Below are 21635 nucleotides of genomic sequence, written 5' to 3' on the forward strand. Positions count from 1 at the left end.
ATCTTTGGGGCCATGCTTTCCGCCCCCGTTGATATCGAACGAAATATACTCTTTGACATGGCGGAGGAATTCATTCATCAAACCTCCCGCCCTGTATTCCTTACAGGCAAGGCCGGCACCGGTAAGACCACCTTCCTGCGGCACATCAAGAATACCACAAAAAAGAACACGGTTATCGTGGCGCCTACCGGCGTGGCCGCGATTCACTGCGGCGGCACCACCATCCATTCCTTTTTTCAGCTGCCGTTCACGCCCTTTGTGCCCGACGTAAAGCCTGGCTTCGAACATGCCGACGACATGAGCGATAAATATTCGTTGCTGCAGGATCTCAAGCTCGATTCCGAGAAGCGCGCCGTCATTCGCGCGCTGGAGCTGCTTATCATCGACGAAGTCTCGATGGTGCGTAGCGATACTCTCGACGCCATCGACACCGTACTGCGATACATTCGGCGGAAACCATACCGCCCCTTTGGGGGCGTGCAGGTGTTGTTCATCGGCGACCTGTTTCAACTGCCCCCCGTCATCCCCGACGACCAGTGGCGCATCCTGCGCGAATATTACGATGGACCATTCTTTTTCCAGGCGCGTGTCCTGCAACAGGTAAAGCCCCTGTACCTCGAGCTAAAGAAGATTTACCGCCAGCGCGATCCCGACTTCATTCGCATTTTGAACAATGTGCGCAACAATACCATGGAAGAGGAAGACTACCTCCGGTTGCACGAACGGTATCAACCTGGCTTCCGCCCATCCGCGCACGAACAATACATCACGCTGACCACGCACAACCACAAAGCCGACGCGATCAACGCCGGAGAGCTCGAAAAGCTGCCGGGGCCTACCTCGCGCTTCGAAGGAGAGGTACGTGGCGACTTTCCCGAACGCAACTTCCCGACCGACCGCGTACTGCACTTGCGCGTCGGCGCACAGGTGATGTTTATCAAGAACGACATGGAGCGCGTGCGCCGTTACTACAACGGCAAGATCGGACGCATCACCCACATGACGTCCGATCGCATCGTCGTTATTTTTCCTGGTGAAGGACCCGAGCTGGAGGTGCAGAAAGACACGTGGAAAAATATCCGTTATACATTCAATCCCCGCACGCGACAGGTCGAGGAAGAGATCCTCGGAGAGTTTACCCAGTACGCCATTCGGTTGGCCTGGGCCGTGACCATTCACAAAAGCCAGGGCCTGACTTTCGAACGCGCCATCGTCGATGCCGGCAGCTCCTTCGCGGCAGGACAAGTATACGTAGCGCTAAGTCGGTGCACGTCGCTACAGGGCATCGTGCTGCAATCCCGTATAGTTGCCAGCAGTATCATGACCGATGAACGCATCATTCGGTTTGCCCAGGAAGAAGCATCCCTCGAATCGCTGGGCCCCATATTGCGACAAGAGCGGCGACAGATGGCATTGGAAGCGGTAGCCGCCCTATTCGACCTGGCTGGTGTTCAAGATGAGCTCATCCGCTTCCGTGACGAGTTGTCCCAACGCATGTTCCGCGACAAGGCCGATGCGGAAGCCATGACCGACGACATGGTCATGAAAATGAACGTCCTGCAAAATGTAGCACAGCGGTTCCAGGAACAGCTCCGGCGCATCGTACAAGAGGCATCCGTCCAGAACGATTTCCAGCCGGCATACACTCGCCTCGAAAACGCGCGCGAATATTTCTGCACCCGCCTGCGGGACGACTTTCAGGGCCTGCTCGAAGAACATTACGAGATCATGAAAGACCGCCCCCGCGTAAAAAAATACCTGGGGGACCTACAGACCCTACGCGAAGCCATCGAACAGACCTACACCGACATCCAACGCTCCGCCGACGTAACCTTTTAATCCCAACACCCAGCGTGCCAAAACATAAATGACCGTGTCATGTGCCCGTCCCTTAGCACGGACTCAACTCGGGCTATACTCGGATTATACTCGGACTCAACACGGAGACATCCTCCCTTTATCACTTCAGCTCACAGCCACTCTTTCCAATTGGATCAGCTGTTAAATTGCTGATATACAGTGCGATATTAAAAATATTGCCATTTGTCTAACAAAACATATACAAATCCCGTTATTTGTTTTACAAAACATATACAAATGAGCAAAGAATACCTCGGCGAGTTTGAAGAATTGGTATTAACCATGGTAGGGGTATTAGGCGAAGAAGCCTATGGAAATGCCATTGTAACAGCCATTAAAGACCGCCTCGACCGCGAATCCAACCTCAGCGCCGTACACGTCACGTTGTACCGTCTCGAAGATAAAGGCCTGGTCAAGTCGACCATGGGCGGTGTCACAAACGCCCGCGGCGGCCGGCGGAAGCGAATCTTCAACATCACCAACGCCGGCCTCTCCATGTTGCGCACGATGAAAGAAGCCCGCATGGACCTTTGGAAACTGATCCCGCAGCTTAACATAACCGCGGCATAGCCATGCACCAGCAATCCGGACAACCGCCCGCGATGGCCCTGCGCTTCCTGCGTTGGTTCTGCCCACCGGCCCTATGCGAAAGTATTGAGGGCGATTTGCTCGAGCAATTTGAAATAGATCATGCTGCTGTCGGCCATCGCATAGCCCGTCGCCGGTTTACCTGGCAGGTGCTGCGCTTCTTCCGCCCCGGCATACTGCTGCGAAACAAATTCTCGTACCCCCTAACCCCTGCATCGATGATACAAAACTACGGCAAGGTCATGCTGCGCGTCCTGTGGAAGCAAAAGACCCACGCGGCCATTCACATCCTCGGCCTCACCATGGGGTTGGCCTTCGCATTGATGACCGGCATCTTTGTCGACCAGGAGCTTCGTGTAAACAATTCGTTGCGCGATGTCGATCGCCTATACATGGCGGAAACGGCCACGACCGACGGTGCTTTCTGGCATCCCTTCCTATCACCCGCTCCATTGGCAGCAGCAGCCACCGAGCAGTATCCGTCGTTGTTCGAAGGATACTATCGCTACTGGGACAAGATGATTACCGTGTCCAGAGAAGACCAGCACTTCCGTATTCAGAGCCTGATCGGCGACTCGACCCTGGTCTCGTTCCTGGGGCTGCCCATATTGCATGGTGACGCCGTGAAGCCCTTCCGCGATACACGCTCCATGGTAGTCACGCGGACTACCGCGCTGCGATTCTTTAATCGTACGAACGTAATAGGCGAAGTACTCACACTGTCGGGTGAGTCGGGCGATAGCAAGCGCTATGACTATACAATAACCGCCGTGCTCGACGACCTGCCCCGAAACTCCATCACCGACCTGCTGGACATGAATGCGCAGATTTTCCTGTGTCTGCAAAAAAACGATGTATATAATTTGAACGACCCCGCGAAATGGGAGAGTGGCGTCATGGTCAGCTACCTCAAGCTCCGCGCAGGCGCCATGCGTGCGGATGCCGAACAGGCCATCGCTAAAATCATGCAGACACAAACGCCCGAGGGCCTGCGCAAGCTTATCGTATCGCTCACCCCGTTGCGTACCTACTACCTGGAGGCAAATGACGGCCGCGTCAGGAAACTGGTCTATACCGTATCCGCCATAGCCGCCTTTATTCTGGTGCTTGCCGTGATTAATTTTATTAACATCACCATTGGCAGCGCCTTGGGACGCCTCCGCGAGATTGGCGTGCGCAAGGCCATCGGCAGTCGTCGGGGGCAGCTCATCACCCAGTTCCTGTCGGAGTCGTTGGCCCTGAGCATCGGAGCGTTTCTGCTGGCATTGGGTGTATACATGCTGGCGCGTCCTTATGCCAGTGATGTGTTGGGCATCGCCCTGCCTGCGCTCGGTGATCTGAGTAGTAAGTTTACCGGCGTGATGCTTCTGCTTACGCTCACCGTGGGACTGCTTGCCGGTGCCTATCCTGCTTTCCTGCTTTCATCCTACAATGCCGTCGAATCACTTCGTAACAAGGCCTCATCGCTCAAGGCAGGCGGTGGCCTTTCGCGGTCTCTCGTCGCCCTGCAATTTATACTGGCCATGGGTGTCTTCGCATTTTCCATCGTCATCACACGCCAGGTAGCATTCTTCTTACAAAAAGACCTGGGGTATAACAAAGACTATGTGTTGACGATCTCCTCCGTTCCGCGTCGCTGGTCCGAAGAAGGTGTACGCTCGATGGAAGCCGCACGATTGGAATTCCTGGCCTTGCCGATGGTAAAGAATGTAAGCCTGTCCTGGGAAATCCCCGCCGGTAACTATGGCAATCAGCTGCAGTTCTATCGCCAGGGAGTGGAGGAAGACAAAGCTCTCGACATGCCCATGCTGATGACCGACGAGCATTTTGCCGATACCTATGGTATCCCCATCAAAGAAGGTGTATTTCTGGCAGACGAACAACATGCCTGGCACCTGGGCGACCTCGTCGTCAATGAATCCGCCGGCAAGGCACTCGGCATAGGAGTAGGAGATAAGGTGCGAATAAAAGGCGACACGGTCGTGTTCACCGTCGCCGGTATCATCAAAGACTTTCACTTCTTCTCCCTGCACGAAAATGTGAAGCCTATGGCCTTCCTACATACCCGTGGCACCAAAGCCTTCCGGCACTTCTCCATCAAGCTGGAGGCGGGCGATATGGCCGGCGCTGTAGCCGCCGTAGAAACGAAATGGCGCCGGGTATTTCCCGACGACCCGTTCGTATATGCCTTCATGGACCAGGAGCTGGCAAAACTGTATAAGAATGAAATTCGATTGAAAAAAGCCTCCAACCTGGCTACAGGGCTGATGCTGGTTATTGTCTTCACCGGCGTGTTTGGCATGGTCTCACTCGCGGTGTCGAAGCGTACCAAAGAAATGGGCATCCGCAAAGTACTGGGTGCATCCGTCGACAGTATCATTCTGCTCATGTCGAAGCCCTACCTGATCTTGATTGGCCTGTCCTGTGCGGTGGCGACACCGTTGGCCTACTACTTCAGCATCCAGTGGTTACAGGCATTCGTGTATCGCGTGCCGCCGGCCTGGTGGTGTTTTGTGTTGCCCGTCGTGGCCATTCTCGGCCTGACGTTGCTGTTGATAGCCGCCCGGTCGCTACGGACAGCATTGGCGAATCCCACCCGCGCCTTGCGGTATGAATAAAAAAAGAGGTCCAGCAAACTGAGCATTGCTGGACCTCTTGCTATAATTACTATTGTCTATTAACGGTTGAAGCTCCGCACGGTGTTTTGCAGACGAGCCGAACGATGGCGAACGTCTGCAGGCGCGGGTTTCGTCGACGTGCGGCGGCTGCCTTCACCGGCCACGGTGATCCCGGAAATGTTCCCGTAAACGCCGTCCCGTTTGGTAAACGTCTGGGCAACAAGAGGAATCTGGCCGCCAGTTTGTTGATCCCAGGTGTTGTTGATGTTGTTCAGGGTATACTTGGCTTCTTTGACCGTTACATCATCCAGGAAGTCGCCGTCAGCAAACGTCGCATGCGCCACCAGGAAGTTGAGCTCGTTGTCGGTACCACTGAAGTAGATAGGGCTGACACCAAAGTCAGCATCCGGAAGTTCAAGTACGTCTGGAATAATAATGGTCTCGGGCCGGTCAGTGAACCCAAATGCAGAGGAGAAGAACCTTTTAAGATCCTCTCCAGGGTCGGCGGCCCACAATAAAAGGTCCATATCAGCGCCGGAATCTTCCCATTCTAATTGGATAACTCTTCCATCTTGCTGATTGACTTGAATCTCCACCGGCTCCTGGTCTACTGCTGCTGCGACGGAATTTGAGGTTAGTGAGATTTCAATGGTCTCATCATCTTCCAGGAAGATGTCGGTGTAAATGAAGAGGTCGATTGTGGCAGTGGTGGCGCCTTTTTCAATTACGATTTCACCGCCTTCACCATTGACAACATAATAGTCGGCAAGGAATGACGCATCGTTTTCAAATGCGAACAAAGAATCGAGGGCACTGCCGTCCAGGGTATAGTTTAAGACTAGCCTTTCAGGAGCCGGTTTGCTCAGATTTAATACCACCGAAAGCTCGGTAACATCTTCGCTGGTAACAATGCTCGTTTCGTCGAACGAGATCTGTACAACGTCGCCTTCGTCCTCATCGTCCAGGATCGTTACTTTGGTCGTATTGTTCTCGGCAATATCTACATTGTCGACATCGACGTCGTCCAGGGTGATGTCGATGGTTTCATTACCCTCATATGCCCCGTCGGAAACAATTTGGATCTCGATCGCGCCGCTGGTTTCTCCTTTCTTGATGTCAACCTCGCCATGATCGCCGATGATTTCATAGTCCGCCGCCGCGCCCGCCGCTGTCAATTTATCGACGGCCGTTCCGGCCAGTGTATACGACACTGTCATATCTTCCGCTGCGCCGCGATCCAGCACAATGTTTACAGTAACGACACCGCTGCCTTCGCCGGCGGATACCGTACTTTTTTCAAAGGAAAGAGTGGCGCGGGGCGTTGGCTCACTATCGTCGTCTTTACACGCCGACAGGCTTACACCAACAATGGCCAGCGCAAGCAAAGATTTGGTAATTGGATAAGGGTTTCGCATGATTATTAAGATTTAGGTTTTGTAACGGATTAGGGTTGTGTTATCATATGGGTTATTCACTTTGTCCGATCAAAAGTACGCTCCAATCAGTACAGGGATTGCTGAACTCATAGACACCTTCGCTGTATTGGAATACAAAAGTATTGCCGCCGTTCGTCAGGTATTCAACATACTTTGTAACAGCGGCGAGGTTTTCCTCCGAAGTAGTCCCGGTACCTAACTGGCTAATCTCGGGCGCAAAATTGAATTTCACGTTGTTGCCATCGAAGATCGGTTCAAATTCCCATAACGCGTACGTAACCGTGTTGTTAGGGTTTTGTATGCGGAAGCCAATGCCGGTCAATACAGAACCGTCCGAGAGGACGGTATTATAGTAAAGCTGAAAGTGCGTCGCCGTCGGCAGATCGGCAATGACCTGACCATATGCAGATTCGCCCAGGTAGGCAACGTTACCCACGGGCGCAGAATAAAGGTCTGTAGCCACAAAGGTAGGGCCACTGGCATCCGCCAGGGTCGTTTCCAACAGTATGTCGTCACCTGCAGACGTCACACCTTTATAGCCATGCACCGGTATCGGATCCCCACACAGGGTCAGCGTGCTGCCTTGATCGCTGTCTAGCTGTACACCTTTGATCGATGTAGTCACGCCCGCAAAAATCCCGGCCAACGGCGACTGGAGAACAATGGAATCATTCCGCAGGTAATATCCCGTCGTAAAATTTATCTGCTGGGTTTGATCCGTATTACTCTTCCGCGAAGCCGAGGTAAAGGTCAATCTGCGATAGGGTTCATCCAGTGATAGGTAAAAAATCAGATCCTTGTCGTCGTAGGTCATACGCAGTGAAGTGGTGATCTTTTGCAGGTCCTCCGACATGGCGGTTACCTTCTGCGCCACGTCCACGCCGAGGTCGTACAGATCGCTTTCGCTGGCCTCTGCAAACAACAACTGTGTAGCGTTGTCAGAGACATCGGTTTTGCTACTGAACAACAACGCGCCATTGTCATTTTGACGCTGGTAAAGAAACTCAAATTCGGCGCCAAACGTCGCCCGGTCGAATTCAAAAAGATAGGCAAAGAACGAATAGTTCTCGATGATGAGCTCCAGCCCCAGCGAGCTGTCGATACGATACCCTACCGTTTGCTCATAAAACTTATTGCTCCCTACCCACAGATCGGTCTTGATCGTCACCATGTCGTTATCCTGGAACTCCAGCAGCACGAGAAATGAGCCATAGCCGTCTTCCGGGGTATAAAGCAATTTCCAGCCGTTCGCCGGCGCTGTCAACTTGCTCTTCAGATCAGCGATCGCCTCGGCTACACGTTCGTCCGCCGACTTGTCGAATTTGTTGATGTCGTCATCCTTACACCCTGCTAAAAAAAGCAGGAAGCAGAGCCACGTCAAGGATGTCAATTTTTTCATCGGTAAATACATAATGATCGCGTGGTAAAAGGATTAATCATTTAACTTTTCTTGAATAATATCGCGGACCGCCAACAAGTCCACACCGGTATATTGCTTATAGTGCGCCAGGATTGCATCATACTTCTGCCGTATCAGCGCACGCCCTTCATTGCGGGCTATACAGGCCACCGTCGCGCAGTTCTCCTCTTCGGTATAATAACGCTCATAGAAGTCCGGGTAATAGAGAATGAACGCCACCGTCTCTGCAAAGTCTTCATTGAAAGAGCTGGTAGCATATGGCGAAACAAAGCCGCGTTCCAATGCTTCCTCCTCGGTCAGCACAAACCACGATCCGGACGAAGTATAACCATCCGGTGAAATAGTCTGATAGTTCGGGGGAAGCTTAAAGTTCTGGTGCATTACGTGCGCAAACTCATGGTAGATCGTACCCAGCTGCAAGAATAGCCACTCCTGGTCGTCCATGTCGATAAAATTGACACGCGACAATGTGATACGCGCGCCGGCATCAGCCGTGCCCAGGATTTCCGTGCCATCGGCATTATAAATCGTCGAACCAATAAACACTACCTCCGAAGGTACATACCGCTTAAAGAAACTGTTACCGTTTGGTACGCTTCGAAAGGGATCGATCCAATAGTCTTGCAAGAAGGTCAGCATCGGGATCACGTTCTCACGATCTGCCGGCGTGACGCGCTTGCTTTGGTCTACATAACGATCCACATAGTTATACCGGATCGCCATGTTATACGGTTCGACAAAATGCTCCTGGATATAAACGTCCAACTCGTCGGTCGACGGAACTGTCTCTTTTTGCTTGATGTTTACGTCGTCGTTCTCATAACAGGCAGATGTCATCAGCAATGTGCCAGTGAAGAGTAACGAGGTTATTTTGGTCATGCTAGGTTTCATACAGGTGTTCAGCTAGAGTGATTAACGTTCATTGGGAGTAAGTCCGCCGACATCGATGGCTGCCTGGGGTATCTGCAATACCTTGCGCTTGTCGTCAGCTTCCAGGGTGATGATGCCGCCGTCCTGTAAGAGGTGCTGCACGCGGTACCTGTAGCGCTTAATATCGAACCAGCGCAAGCCCTCGTGGATGAACTCTTTTTGCCGCTCCTCCAGGGCATACGTCAACGTTATCAACTGGTTGTTTGAGCTGCCGTAATAGTCGCGCAGCGTGGTCGTGTTCAGCGTTACGTTTGGTGCATACCGCTTACGCGCGAGGATTTGCAGATCGGCCAGCGCGGGGTTTATCTGGTTCAATTGCGCGTAGGCCTCGGCCCGGTTCAAGAGTACCTCTTCGCCATGAAACGCCGTGGCGATAGTATAGTACGTGCCCACATTCGACGTAATGCTGGTACGCTCAAACAAAAACTCGTACTTGTTCACGCAGATCCCGTTGTCGCCGCGCTGGTACACCGGATACCCCTCTGAGCTGATCCGGGCATCGTCGTCACTGTTAAAAGGGTTGATGTAGAACAGGTATTCATAAATGTTGAAGTCAGGCCAAAAGCCGACATTTACCGGGAAGTTTGTTACCTGGCGGATCATCAGCAGATTGCTTCGCTCGGTCGGCGCCGTATACTTGCGGATAAAGTCATCATCGTTGCTGCTCTCCTTCAGCATGCCATAAATGTCTTTTACAAAAACATCCGGATTGTCACCCAGCATCTGCGTACTGTAGTCAACGCATTTTTGCCAGTCGCCTTTGTACAGATAAAAACGGGACGCAAAGGCCAACGCCGCATCGCGCGTGAAATGGTATTTCCCCGAATTAGCATAGAACGTAGCATCGACCAGTTTCAGACCAGCCAGCAAATCGTCTTCTACTATGTCGTAAACCTCCTGGACCGACAAGCGCTCGTACTGTACTAAAAAGTCCCGCTCCGGCGCAGTAGGGTAGGGAATACCCGGGTCGTCATCGGCTGTAGTGGCATTGTAGTGTTTGGCAAACAGGTTCACCAGCATAAAATGTCCATAGGCTCGTGTCAACAGCGCTTCACCCTTTACCGCGTCGCGCTGGGCCTTTTCGCCGGGCAGATCATTGATCACCGCCAGTACCTCGTTCGCGTGCGCGATGGCATCGTATGTGGTCTCCCAGAAGTTCGTAGGAGTATCCTGGCTTACCGGAAAAATGACGTTCCATTCGTAGGCCTGCACGTGCTCCGGCAACTTGGTCGTGCCGTTAGTATAGGTTACGTTGTCTGTCATCCATTCCGTAAACGCATAGCCGCCCGAGCTATAGGCGTTGGTCAGCAACTGCGCCGCCTTTTCGGTCGTATTCAAATCGACCCGGTTGTCCGGATTTTCCTCCAGGTATTTGTCACACCCCGTCAGCAACGTTACCCCCAGGATCAGCGACGCGCCATAGTAGATAATATATCGTTTCATGTGAATGCCTGTGTTAAATTAAAAACCGATGTTGATTGCCGTGGTAAATAAGCGTGGTTGCGGCAAGGCCACTCCCCCCGAGGAAAAGAACTCAGGATCTTGACCGTTGAGCTTTTTGTCCGAGTAGAGGAGGGCCAGGTTCTGACCTTCCACCGAGATCGACGCCGTGTTGGCGCCGATACGCCGTATCCATTGTCCGGGTATGGTGTAGCTCAACCGCACCGTCTTGAGCCGTACATAGCCGCCATCGGCGACGCGTACCGTGCTTTTGTTATAAAGATCATACGCGCTCTGGTAGTCCGGATTTTCCACCGCCAGCACGCGCTGATCCAAAATCGACGGAACGTCGGTAATCAGCTCGTCGCCCGAAACAACCCAGCGGTTTACAAAATTTCGTGACAGTGAGTTGAAGTCGGTATAGCGCGGGCTGTATGCATCGTCCAGGCGAATCTTGTAATCAAACTTAAACGACAGCAGCGCGTTCAGCGTAAACCCTTTATAGCTAATGATGTTGGTCAAACCGCCGGCGCCACGCGGCTCCCCAGGTCCGTCGTAGTGTAAGATATTCCAGATATTCTCCCGGTCCTGCAGATCATAGTTGTAAACAATCTCGCCGCTGCCATCATAGAAGGTGGGAATACCGCGTTGATCGAGGCCGGCAAAACGCGTGGAGTACAATCCACGCCGCGGACCTCCCTGCACGGCGGCACCACCCTGCACAATGGCATCGCCCAGGCGCGGGTTGAAGTTCAACCGCGTGATTTTGTCTTGGGTATACCCCACGTTAAAGCCAGTGGCCCACGAAAAATTGCCAATCCGCAGGTTCTGTGTATTGATGGTAAACTCGATACCGTGCGATTGCATATCGGCATAGTTGCCATACTTATACGGATTGCCACCCACACCGCTCGTTTGGATCAGACCGATCAGATCGTACGAGTTACGCTTAAAGAAATCCACGGTACCCGACACGCGGTTGTTCAACACCGCATAGTCGAAGCCCACGTTAAACTCTTTCAGCTTCTCCCAGGTCAGGTCGCGGTTTTCCAAAGCATCGATGTATAAGTAGGTCTCGACATCCGACGGGCGAAGGGTCACACCGGATTGCAGGTTCAGCAATGCGCTCGTATTCGGCCCCAGGTTAGCCGAAAGACCGTACGTCGCCCGAACCTTCAGGCTGTTCAGCCAGGGAATGTTCACGAAGTCCTCTTCGGTAACATTCCAGGCGCCGCTCACATTCCACGTGGGCAGGTAACGCGAGCTCTTCGCTTTGCCCAGACGGTTGGAGCCATCATACCGCACCGTACCGTTAAAAATATACTTGCCCTTGTACGAGTATGCCCCGTTTACAAACAATCCGGCAAACCGCTCTCTGTCCACCGCCAATGCATACGTACGAATACCCTGGCGGCTCAGGAACTCAATCATCTTAGGATCCAGGTTCACAATGCCACCGTTGTCATACACAACCCCGATGCCGTCCGTGCGAAGACTCGTGCGGTTGGTATACTTGATCTCCTGGCCCGTCAATACATTGATGTGGTGGATCTCGTTAATCGTATGCGACCAGTCTAAGCTATTTCGAACATAGAAGTTTCGGAGCTCATCCTCCGTCACGTTGTTAAAGCCGCCCTCGGGCAACACCACCATCGGCAACCCGCTGGGATCATCCGGATCTTTATAAAGCAGTTGGTTGGCATCGGCAATGTATTGCGTGCCGTCGGCGCGATAAGCTTCTGCCTGGTTCGAACGCTCATGAATGACGTGCTCGCGCTTCGTGGTGGCGTGCCGCCCCATCAGTGTGCTGCGGAAGGTCAGGTTGTCCAGGATGTGGTAGGTAATATCGGCCTGCGTCGAGATATCAGCCACCGAAATATTGATAAAGTTCAGGCGCAGCTCTTCCAGAATATTGAAGGGTGCATAATTGCGGCGAAAATATTCCAGCGTGCCATCACTGGTATAGGGCCGGATAGACCGGCTGGTATTCAACGCATAGCTCAGCGGATTGATGTCAAAGTCGCGACGGAAGCGCCCCGAGATCGGGTCGAAGTCGCGGTTCTGCGTACCCGGTACCTTTTGCTCGCGATAGTTGCCCGTGAGCTTCAGATCCACCATCAGCTTCGGTGAGAATACAAACGTGTTTTTGGCCGTACCCGAATAACGTTTTACGTTGTCGGCAATCGTCTGACCGTTGTCATGCAGGTAGCTCAGGGAGTAATAGCTGCTGTGCTTGTCGGTGCCGGTCGTAAGGCTTAACGAATGTTGCTGCTGCAGCGAGAAGTCACGGAACAACACGTCAAACCAGTCGGTATTAGCGGTTTCATATTGGTGCAGATAATCTTCATTCAGACTGCCCTCGCCGCCGGGCCCCCAGTTGATATTCTTGGCGTTGATCTCATTGAACATCTTACCCAGCGCGCCAAAGTTCTGCGCCTTTACAGACGTGGTAATGTCGATCAGGCCTTTGTCATACATCTCGCGGTATACCGACATCTCGTCGCCCGAGTTCAGAATGTCGAATTGCTTATAGGTAGGCCGCAGGTTCATCGAAAAGTTACCCGAATAGCTTACCCGTGTCTGGCCGCTCTTACCTTTTTTGGTGGTAATAACGATTACACCGTTCTTGGCGCGTGTGCCGTACAACGCTGTTGCCGAAGCATCTTTCAGCACCTGGAACGACTCGATGTCGTCGGGGTTGATGCCGGCAATAGAAGAAGCCGTCAGCGTGTTGGCATTACCGGTAATGATATCGTCGGCCGCGACGTTGTTGAGGTCTTCCAGGATAACGCCGTCCACCACCCACAGCGGCTGGGTGTCGCCATTGATGGAGGTGTTACCGCGAATACGGATCTTCGGGCTCGTACCAAAGGTACCCGACACATTGTCGACGGTCACCCCGGCCACCTGGCCCTCCAGCATGCGGCTCGCGTCGTTCATACCCGTACTCTTAATATTCGCCATCTTCACCGTGGCCGTCGAACCGGTAAACAACTTTCGGTCTACTTCCTGGAACCCCGTGATCACGACTTCATCCAGTTCGGTGGTCTCTGCATCCAGCGGTATATTTACAGTAGTCTGTTGACCGATGACAACTTCGCGTGGCTGAAAGCCGATAAACGAAAAGACAAGGGTGTCACGCGAGGAGCGCGCCATCAATTCATAGACACCGTCGCCATCAGTAATGGTACCACGATTGGTATTTTTAATACGGATGTTTACACCCGGTAGGGAGGAACCATCTTTTGCCGCTGTCACCTTTCCTGAAACCTTAAATTCCTGGGCATGTGCCTGCAGCAGAGTCCATAGGAGGAGTACTCCAAGGAGTAGAGATGTCTTCATGCTGTTAGGTATGGTAATGAGTAAATTGGTAAAAAAACGTAGGGATAATTACGGAGTATCGTCCGTAAGAAGGGATGGGAACAGTTGGGCGTTTATCCAACGGTACGACGCGGTTATCCGCCGGCATCGGAGTTTTATCCATTTGTAAACCCCTGGAAACGCTGTTTTTATAGAAAGTCGTGAGAGGTCGTGCTTGATGATGTAAAAATCTTCCCATAGGCCCATCCGCTAGTTTCTAAAATTAGCCAATTACCTCACAAATTCAAGTGAAATTGTGACGGTGTCGCAACTTTATATGCCTGGATAAAGACATTTCCCAATAAAATCCGGACGACATCCCTTCTTTCCGAGACGAGAATTTTGAGTTAAGTGTCTGTTTTGGTATCGATTTAGGCCCAATTTTTTAAACCATCCGACTTACATTCTTGCACTTTAACACCGGATTAGTCGGGTTCGGCGATCAGGTAATATTTCGAACCTTTTGTAAAGGTTTCTTTTGCGCCGGTACTTCGATTAACGGCGTCTTTCATGTTCTATAGGCTGGCCTTTGATCGGTAGATAAGTGTGCAACCGGTATAATGGGATGGGTCTAAAAAAAGCTTTACTCTCTATTTTTTTAATTTGTGGGGCAGTCTACTATGCGCATGCGCAGTGTAACATGCTACGCCCGACAATTTCCGTTGATTTCGATACGGATCAGGACTGCGCGCCCGTGTCAGTCACACAATTCCAGGTGACATACTCGTTCTCCACGCCGCAAGTTCCCGGATCCATCGCCATCCTCTATGAATGGAATGACCCCGCGAACTCCACAACACTCGTTACGGGCGCAGGTTTAATTGTCGGTGGTGGTGGTACCGAATTTACCGCCGACGCGAGCTTCACCTATAACACCAACAACGATTGTAGCATTATACCCACAGCCTACATCGTCATTAATGGCGCAGTTTGCCCAACATCCATCCAGCGTCAGAGCGCTTTCTTTTGGAGCACCGATGATGAGGGCAACGGCCAGGTCGAAATGGCGCCAGAGACCTGGGATGTGTGTTATAACAACCCCGTCACAAATGCTATCTTCCGTGATGCCTCAGAGTTTAATTGTAATATTATCGTTGAACCCGACGTGCCCAACCGCGGGGCGCGGCACGTACAGTTTGTGTACGGCACAAATCACAACGCGGCGGCTACTATTCGTAACCTGACATTGACCGATGGTGGCCCGCAGGCGTTGACGAATGCCACCGGCAACCTGGTCAGTCCGCAGACCCGAGGGGCGGTGCTACCCGTAACAGCGGCATACTTCGGCCCCGTCGAGATAGTACCCGTACCGGCAGATGGGCCCATCTCAGCGTCATTCCCCATGAATGCACCCGCTGACGCAGCCAACGCCGTCGGCAATCGCTTTGAAGTCACCATGTTTAATTGGAACGTGTGTAATCCCTGGAATGGCAACAACGCCAATCCCAACTACGAAGATGCCATCGTCACGCGCGGATATGTGGAGATCGTAGCCGCGCCCGTACCGGACTTCTTCACACGCAACGGCGCCGGCACGACCACCACCAACTTCTGTATCGACGAAGATATCTTCTTTCGCAATCAAACCACCGGCGCCGGAAACATCGGTTATACATGGGAGTTTTACAATGATGCCGCCGGTACCGTACTGTTAGAAACCAGTAACGATGCGAACCCGGTCTTTTCGTATCCCACGGGTGGCGTTAAGCTCATCCGCTTGCGTGTCCGCAATGCATCAGCTCAGGGCACTTGTGACGCCGAGATCACACACACGGTAAACATCACACCCTCCCTGGTAGCCGCCATTGGCCTAACCGATCCACTTACCAACGTGCCGTTGACCAACCGGGACTTCTGCCAGGAAACCGCAGCGCCGTTCACCAACTTCGGGGTGCGCTTCACCGACGTCTCCACAGGCACCGCCACCCCTACGACGGGCCGGCGATGGGAATTCTTTGATGCGTCGAACAACTTGATCCTGGAGGAACCCTCTGGCGGCGGGTTTTCAACGACATTACTGGGACCGTTCGATCGCCCCTTTATCGCACCGGGTCTTTACCGCATACGACTCACAGTACGCGACAACCTAACCCTTTGTACAACGACAGACACGGACACGATACGCGTATACGAAAAGCCGGAACCCAACTTTACCTTCAATCGGGTCTGCGTCGGTACCGCCACGCATTTCATAGATGCCACTACGCTCGATCCCATTCTTGCCGAAGGCATCACCCTGCGTGAGTGGGACATGGACTATGACGGCAGCTTCGACAAAGACCCAGCGCTCGACGATGAGATAGAGTTTGACTATACCTACGCCACCGCCGGCACGCGTCGGGTCGCCCTCCGTGTCGTAACCGGTGGCGGCTGTGAAGTGATTATCGTAAAGCCCAATGTTATTGTAGACCCCAAACCGCTCTCCACCTTCACGGCCGATCGCCTCTCGGGCTGTAGCGTGTTGACGGTCAACTTTACCAACACGGCCGCCGGTCAGACGGCCACCATCCAGGAATATCGTTGGGAGATTGATAACGGCAGCGGAGCAGGCTTCCAGGTAGACTCCGTACAACGGCCTACCGATCCGGGCTTTAACGGTCAGTATACACGCGATTTCGTCAATACAACACTCATTAACGTGGACTACCGGGTGCGGCTGCGTGCCGTCACCACCCGCGGCTGCGATTCCGTTTCTGCACCCATTACAATCACCGTATTCCCGGGGCCTGCCGCCGGCTTCGTGTCGCTCAACTATTCGCCCTTCAACGACAACTGCTCCCCGGTAGAAGTAGACTTTGCCGTGGACACCGAAACGCAGTCCATGAATCCGTCAGAATATATCTGGACCATCGCCGACATTTCCGGTCAGCTGGATCAGATTAGCACCGGCGCCACGCCCGCGTTTAACTACGAGTTTCAAAACACGACCCAGGCCATTCGTGACTTCACCGTCACGCTTCGCGCCGTACTGCCCAGCATGTGTTATGGCGACTCGACAGTCTCGATTCGTATCAATCCCGTACCATCATCAGCGTTTACCTACGACACGGTATCCTATACATGCGACAGCGTCGTGCTTCATCTCGACGCTACGCAAAAAGGTCTGCAGGCATACAACTGGCGCATTACCATCAATGGCGTGGTCATGGCCACACCCACCGGCGACAATCTCGATTATACCATTCCGCGATCGACAACGGTAGACCAGAACGTCGTCATCCGACTCATCACCACCAACTTTGCCAATTGCCCCAGCCCACCGACGACGCACAACGTTCTCATTCCGCGAAACCCGGGCATCAGTGCCTCCTTTACAGCGTTGCCAACGGATCAAACGCTGCCCAATTCCACCGTCACCATAACCAACACCAGTACACCCGGCCCGTGGGATTATCTATGGAACTTCGGCGACAGTACAACCTCTACCGACCGCGACGCCCCCCCGCATACATATACTACTTTTGGCACCTATACCATCACGTTGACGGTACGCGACAATGATTGTATCGACGAACACGTTGAGACGGTTACCATTCGCCCCATCCCCCCGATACTTGACTTTACCTACGACCCCGCCTTTGGCTGCGCACCGCTTACGGTGCAGTTCACCAACACCTCCCAATACGCCGACCCCGGCAGTTATGTCTGGGATTTTGGCGACGGGGGCACCGCGATGTCCGTCAATCCGGTTCATACATATTTCGAACCAGGCATATACTCCGTTACACTCAGGGCTACAAACGTGCTGGGGCAGATCGTACAAATCACCAAGCCGGAAATTATTGAAGTCTACGACGCACCCACGGCGCAGTTTGCCACCTTCCCCAAGGTACTCAACGTACCCAACGAGCTGCTGTATACCAACAACCGCAGCTTTGGCGCGACCAGCTTCCTTTGGAATTTTGGTGACGGACAAACCTCGACGGAAATGGAGCCGCAGCATAAGTATACCGAAGAGGGTGTCTTTACCATTTCCCTCATAGCCTATAACCCCAGTGGTTGCTCTGACACTATGTCGATCACCAATGCTGTGCAGACCATCAAACGCGGACAGTTGCTTGTGCCCAATGCATTCAGACCCAACGGCACCGGTCCGGGCAGCACCAACGTGTCGAACAACGAAGTGTTCCTGCCGCTCATGCGCAACGTCACCAAGTTCCAGATGTTCGTCTTCAACCGGTGGGGACAATTATTATTTGAAAGCGCTAACCCCGAGTCGGGGTGGGATGGCTACTACAAGGGCCAGCTTTGCCAGCAAGATGTATACATCTATAAGATCACCGTCGAATACGACGATGGTAAACAGTTTACGCGTACAGGCGACATCAATTTATTACGGTAGGATAGGGTAGAAGAGGAACGATAACAGGCACCGCATGAAAAGATTTTTTACAATTCTGGCTATAGTGTATACACTCGCGGCGAAGGCGCAAGACCCCGAGTTCTCACAATACTACGCCGCACCGCTCTACCTGAATCCCGCCTTTGCGGGCACGTCCGAAGACCATCGCTTCATGGCCAACTACCGCAACCAGTGGCCCAACATTACTACAGCCTTCGAGACCTATGCCTTTTCATACGACTACAACTTATCCAGCCTCAACAGCGGCCTGGGTGTTTTGATTCTGGCCGACAAAGCCGGGTCTGCCAATTTAAAGTCCACGCAGTTCAACCTCCAGTATGCCTACAAGGTCCGCCTCTCAGACAAGTGGGTACTATCCGCGGGGTTGAACTTTGGCGTGGGCTTCCGCACCGTAGACTATAACCGCCTGGTGTTTTATGAACAGCTCGAATTCGACCAGGATGGTATCAATCTGCCGCCGCCCACGGACCTGGGCCTCAAAAATACCACCTACTTCGACTTTGGCGGTGGTATCCTGGCCTACAACCGAAAGTTCTGGATCGGCATGTCTACTTCCCATATCAATCGGCCCAACCGCTCCATGCTCAACAGCGAAGCGCAGATCCCCATCAAAACCACCATACACGGCGGTGTACGCATTCCGTTGTATCACGGCTTGTTCAAGAAAGATCGTGTCGCAGCCCTTGCGCCATCCTTCGTATATAAAGCACAAGGCACCTTCGACCAACTCGATATCGGCACCTATTTCCTCTATGAGCCGCTCGTATTGGGCCTCTGGTACCGCGGCATACCCATTAAACAAAACGTCCGCGACAACATCAGCCAGGACGCTGTCGTAGTCATCCTCGGTTTCCAGCTACAGAAGGTAGAGCTTACTTATAGCTATGACGTCACCGTCTCCGACCTGGGCCCCATCTCCGGCGGCGCCCACGAGATCGCCCTGAAGTTCAAAGTCGATCTAGGCACCCGCGTCAAAACCCGCAAAAAAGAACGCTTCATTCCCTGCCCGACGTTTAATAAGGACTAGCAGCGGGGTTAACAACTAAACTGCCGCAGGTGGTGATCAGCATGTTTATACGCAAAGATCCCGATCTCCTCCTGCGTCATCTTGCCAAAGAAGTCGTGTACGAAAGCCGGGTTTGAATAGTGCGCATAGGCCGAGACGAGTTCTGTCCACTTCTTTTTCTGAAGGCAGAGGTCACCGCTTTTCTCGTGTATAACCAAATCGCGCGACGTGGGAATATTCCGCTGCATCGGCGTGTCATCTTTCACCGAGTTCTTCAACGCCCACTTCCCAAAGATCCGCCCAAGAAAAGACCGGATATAGATCGGGTTATTCCGGCCGTGCACCCATTCATCCCACAGGTTGCAGTGCTTTGCCATCTGGTATACATTCATCTTTCCCCACTGCGCTTCTTTATTCTCTTGTAAAGAATTGATCCGCCGGATCAGCTCGCTCCGGGTAGCTTCATCAAAAACAGTTTTCATAGGATATGGAATTGAGGTTGGTTTAATTACTCAGCGCCGGAAGCAGACCGTGCCCTAACAGAAGAAAGAACCACAACAGACACCGACAACACCAGCAGCGCCAGAAAAGACATCCGCAGACTGGTAGCCTCTGCGATAAAGCCGATGATCGGCGGGCCGATCAACATGCCCATGAACCCAAGCGACGACACCGCCGCAATTGCAACCCCGGGCGAAAGCGTCTTCGACTTGCCCGCCGCGCTAAAGACCAGCGGCACAACCGACGATACACCCATGCCAATCAAAAAGAAACCCGCCAGCGAGGGTAGGAGCGAAGGAAACAATACAACAATCAATAAACCTACCGTTGTCAGCAGACCGCTAACCTGCAAAATACGTGTTAACCCAAACCGGGCGGAAAACCTGTCAGCCACAAACCGCATACCCGCCATGGCGATCATAAACGTTGTGTAGCCTAAGCCGGTATAGGACGCGTCTACATGCACTACATTACTAAAATATACACCACTCCAGTCAAACATCGCACCTTCCGCAATCATCGAGCAAAACGCAATCAAGCCCAGGCTGATCAGCGCCCGGTCTGGCAAGGCAAAGAGCGGCAGCTTCTCGCCGGCGACATCGTCCTGCGATACCAGGTAAAACGCGCACGTGCCGATCACGAGCAGAAAGATGACGCAGATCAGAATATAATGGTGAGCCGGCGGCACCGCGTGCGCCATCATCCAGGTACCCATTGCTGCGCCGGTAAAGCCCGCCAGGCTCCACAAGCCATGGAATGTCGCCATCAGCTTTTGCTGGTATAATCGCTCCACCACAACAGCCTGCGTGTTGATCGAAATGTTGAGCAGGTTGGCAAAGAACCCAAAACAAAATAGGCAGCACACCAGCGCCAGCACCGTCGACGATGCTCCTACACAGACCAACGCCAGGCTATACAACACGGCCGCCACGATCACCACCCGTTTGCTGCCGAGCCGCCCGACCAGCCATCCGGCAAACGGCAGCGATATAAAAAATCCCGCCGGCAAGGCAAACAGCACAGCCCCTAAGGCTGACGAAGTAAGATGAAGGTTCGCCTGGATCGTCGGGATCCGCGAAGCCCAACTGGCAAAACATAATCCATGCAGGAAAAACACCAGCCCCACTGCCGCTCGGTTTCTGCGTAACGACGATTGTAGAGACTCTTTTGCCGGGGCTTCCGCGCGAGTGGCAACCGGTTCCGGGACAATAAATAGCTTCTCTCTCTTGATTTCTGCGATTGTGCTCATATTGCAATATTTTGCAATAAATGTAGCTATATTGCTCAATATTGCAAGATGTAGCATCAAAATAATTCAATATCCTGCTCTTTACATGCTACAAAATGCATAATATTGCAAGTATGCTAAAAGAAGAGCGGTTTCAATTGATCTTAAAACAGCTTTCGGAAGATCAGAAAGTCACCTTGAAAGCCCTGAGTGAGCAATTAGAAGTTTCCGAATACACCGTGCGCCGGGATCTCAAGGAACTTACAGATCAGGGATTGTTGAAGGCAGTGCGCGGTGGCGCCGTGCCGCACTCGCCCACGCCGCATCATTTTTCAGACCGGCTGCATTATAAGAGCGAAGTAAAAAAGATCATTGCCGAGAAAGCCGTAAGCCTGGTGCAGCCCGGGCAGGTAGTAGCCTTCGACAGCGGTACAACCGCCATGGCCATCGCCAGTATTTTACCACAAGACATGGAAATAACCGTTGTCACCAACAGCTTCCCCGTGGTGAACGTGCTCGAGTCGCATCCTAAAATTGAAGTACTGTTTGCCGGGGGGAGACTATACAAAAGTGCCTACACAACGGTGGGCCACGACACCCTTCGGTTCTTCCGAAACATTCGCGCCGATATATACTTCATGGGTATCTGCAGCATTCATCCCACGATCGGTGTCACCACCATCAACTACGAAGAAAGCGAAGTAAAAAAAGCGATCGTCGATGTCTCCAAACAAGTGATCGCGTTAAGCACGCATGAACGTATCAACACCGCCGAGGCGTTCTTTATCTGCCCGGCGTCATCCGTCAACGTCGTCATTACGGACGAAGAAGGAATATCCCTGGCCGAGCAGACCTTTAAAGACTCGGGTATTTCGATCCTATAGG

The 21635-nt window shown here is 52.7% G+C and carries 13 protein-coding genes; 6 read left to right on the forward strand and 7 right to left on the reverse strand.

Going from position 1 to position 21635, the window contains the following annotated elements:
• The first annotated feature begins 12 nt into the window (after positions 1–12).
• From KK062_RS04965 to KK062_RS04975, 3 genes are all read left to right on the forward strand, one after another.
• A complete protein-coding gene (locus tag KK062_RS04965) occupies positions 13–1839 on the forward strand; it encodes an ATP-dependent DNA helicase (RefSeq protein ID WP_254083146.1) in 1827 nt (608 codons plus the stop codon).
• Positions 1840–2097: 258 nt separating this feature from the next.
• Positions 2098–2430, forward strand: a complete 333-nt coding sequence (locus KK062_RS04970; RefSeq protein WP_254083147.1) for a PadR family transcriptional regulator — start codon at positions 2098–2100, stop codon at positions 2428–2430.
• A gap of 2 nt (positions 2431–2432) precedes the next feature.
• Complete coding sequence (locus tag KK062_RS04975) at positions 2433–5066, forward strand: ABC transporter permease (RefSeq protein WP_254083148.1); 2634 nt, start codon at positions 2433–2435, stop codon at positions 5064–5066.
• 59 nt (positions 5067–5125) lie between these two features.
• On the opposite strand, the gene KK062_RS04980 is transcribed toward KK062_RS04975, so the two are convergent.
• From KK062_RS04980 to KK062_RS05000, 5 genes are read right to left on the reverse strand one after another with little or no spacing between them, the layout of a single operon-like run.
• Positions 5126–6481, reverse strand: a complete 1356-nt coding sequence (locus KK062_RS04980) for a Calx-beta domain-containing protein (protein ID WP_254083149.1) — start codon at positions 6479–6481, stop codon at positions 5126–5128.
• Between the two features lie 52 nt (positions 6482–6533).
• Complete coding sequence (locus tag KK062_RS04985; protein ID WP_254083150.1) at positions 6534–7901, reverse strand: DUF4302 domain-containing protein; 1368 nt, start codon at positions 7899–7901, stop codon at positions 6534–6536.
• Between the two features lie 33 nt (positions 7902–7934).
• Entirely contained in the window at positions 7935–8801 is an 867-nt protein-coding gene (locus KK062_RS04990) for a substrate import-associated zinc metallohydrolase lipoprotein (RefSeq protein WP_254083151.1), read from the reverse strand.
• A 33-nt stretch (positions 8802–8834) separates the two neighbouring features.
• Positions 8835–10295, reverse strand: coding sequence for a RagB/SusD family nutrient uptake outer membrane protein (locus KK062_RS04995; protein ID WP_254083152.1), 1461 nt, complete (start codon positions 10293–10295; stop codon positions 8835–8837).
• 18 nt (positions 10296–10313) lie between these two features.
• Positions 10314–13634: a SusC/RagA family TonB-linked outer membrane protein gene (locus KK062_RS05000; RefSeq protein ID WP_254083153.1), complete on the reverse strand. Its 3321-nt coding sequence runs from the start codon at positions 13632–13634 to the stop codon at positions 10314–10316.
• Positions 13635–14292: 658 nt separating this feature from the next.
• On the opposite strand from KK062_RS05000, the gene KK062_RS05005 reads away from it, so the two are divergent.
• Both KK062_RS05005 and KK062_RS05010 read left to right on the forward strand, forming a co-directional pair.
• Positions 14293–17994: a PKD domain-containing protein gene (locus KK062_RS05005; RefSeq protein WP_254083154.1), complete on the forward strand. Its 3702-nt coding sequence runs from the start codon at positions 14293–14295 to the stop codon at positions 17992–17994.
• Between the two features lie 34 nt (positions 17995–18028).
• A complete protein-coding gene (locus KK062_RS05010; RefSeq protein ID WP_254083155.1) occupies positions 18029–19042 on the forward strand; it encodes a PorP/SprF family type IX secretion system membrane protein in 1014 nt (337 codons plus the stop codon).
• Between the two features lie 8 nt (positions 19043–19050).
• On the opposite strand, the gene KK062_RS05015 is transcribed toward KK062_RS05010, so the two are convergent.
• The gene (locus KK062_RS05015; protein ID WP_254083156.1) at positions 19051–19503 is read right to left on the reverse strand and encodes a DUF1569 domain-containing protein; all 453 of its coding nucleotides are present in this window, start codon (positions 19501–19503) and stop codon (positions 19051–19053) included.
• A 26-nt stretch (positions 19504–19529) separates the two neighbouring features.
• Positions 19530–20771 carry an MFS transporter gene (locus tag KK062_RS05020; RefSeq protein ID WP_254083157.1) on the reverse strand — a complete coding sequence of 414 codons (1242 nt, stop codon included), beginning with the start codon at positions 20769–20771 and terminating at the stop codon, positions 19530–19532.
• A gap of 113 nt (positions 20772–20884) precedes the next feature.
• Between KK062_RS05020 and KK062_RS05025 the strand changes: the two genes are divergently transcribed.
• Positions 20885–21634 (forward strand): DeoR/GlpR family DNA-binding transcription regulator, encoded by a 750-nt coding sequence (locus KK062_RS05025; protein ID WP_254083158.1) that lies wholly within the window; start codon positions 20885–20887, stop codon positions 21632–21634.
• Position 21635: the final 1 nt, after the last annotated feature.

Origin of the sequence: Dawidia cretensis, assembly GCF_018598175.1 — a bacterium.
GTDB classification, from domain to species: Bacteria; Bacteroidota; Bacteroidia; order Cytophagales; family Cyclobacteriaceae; genus Ohtaekwangia; species Ohtaekwangia cretensis.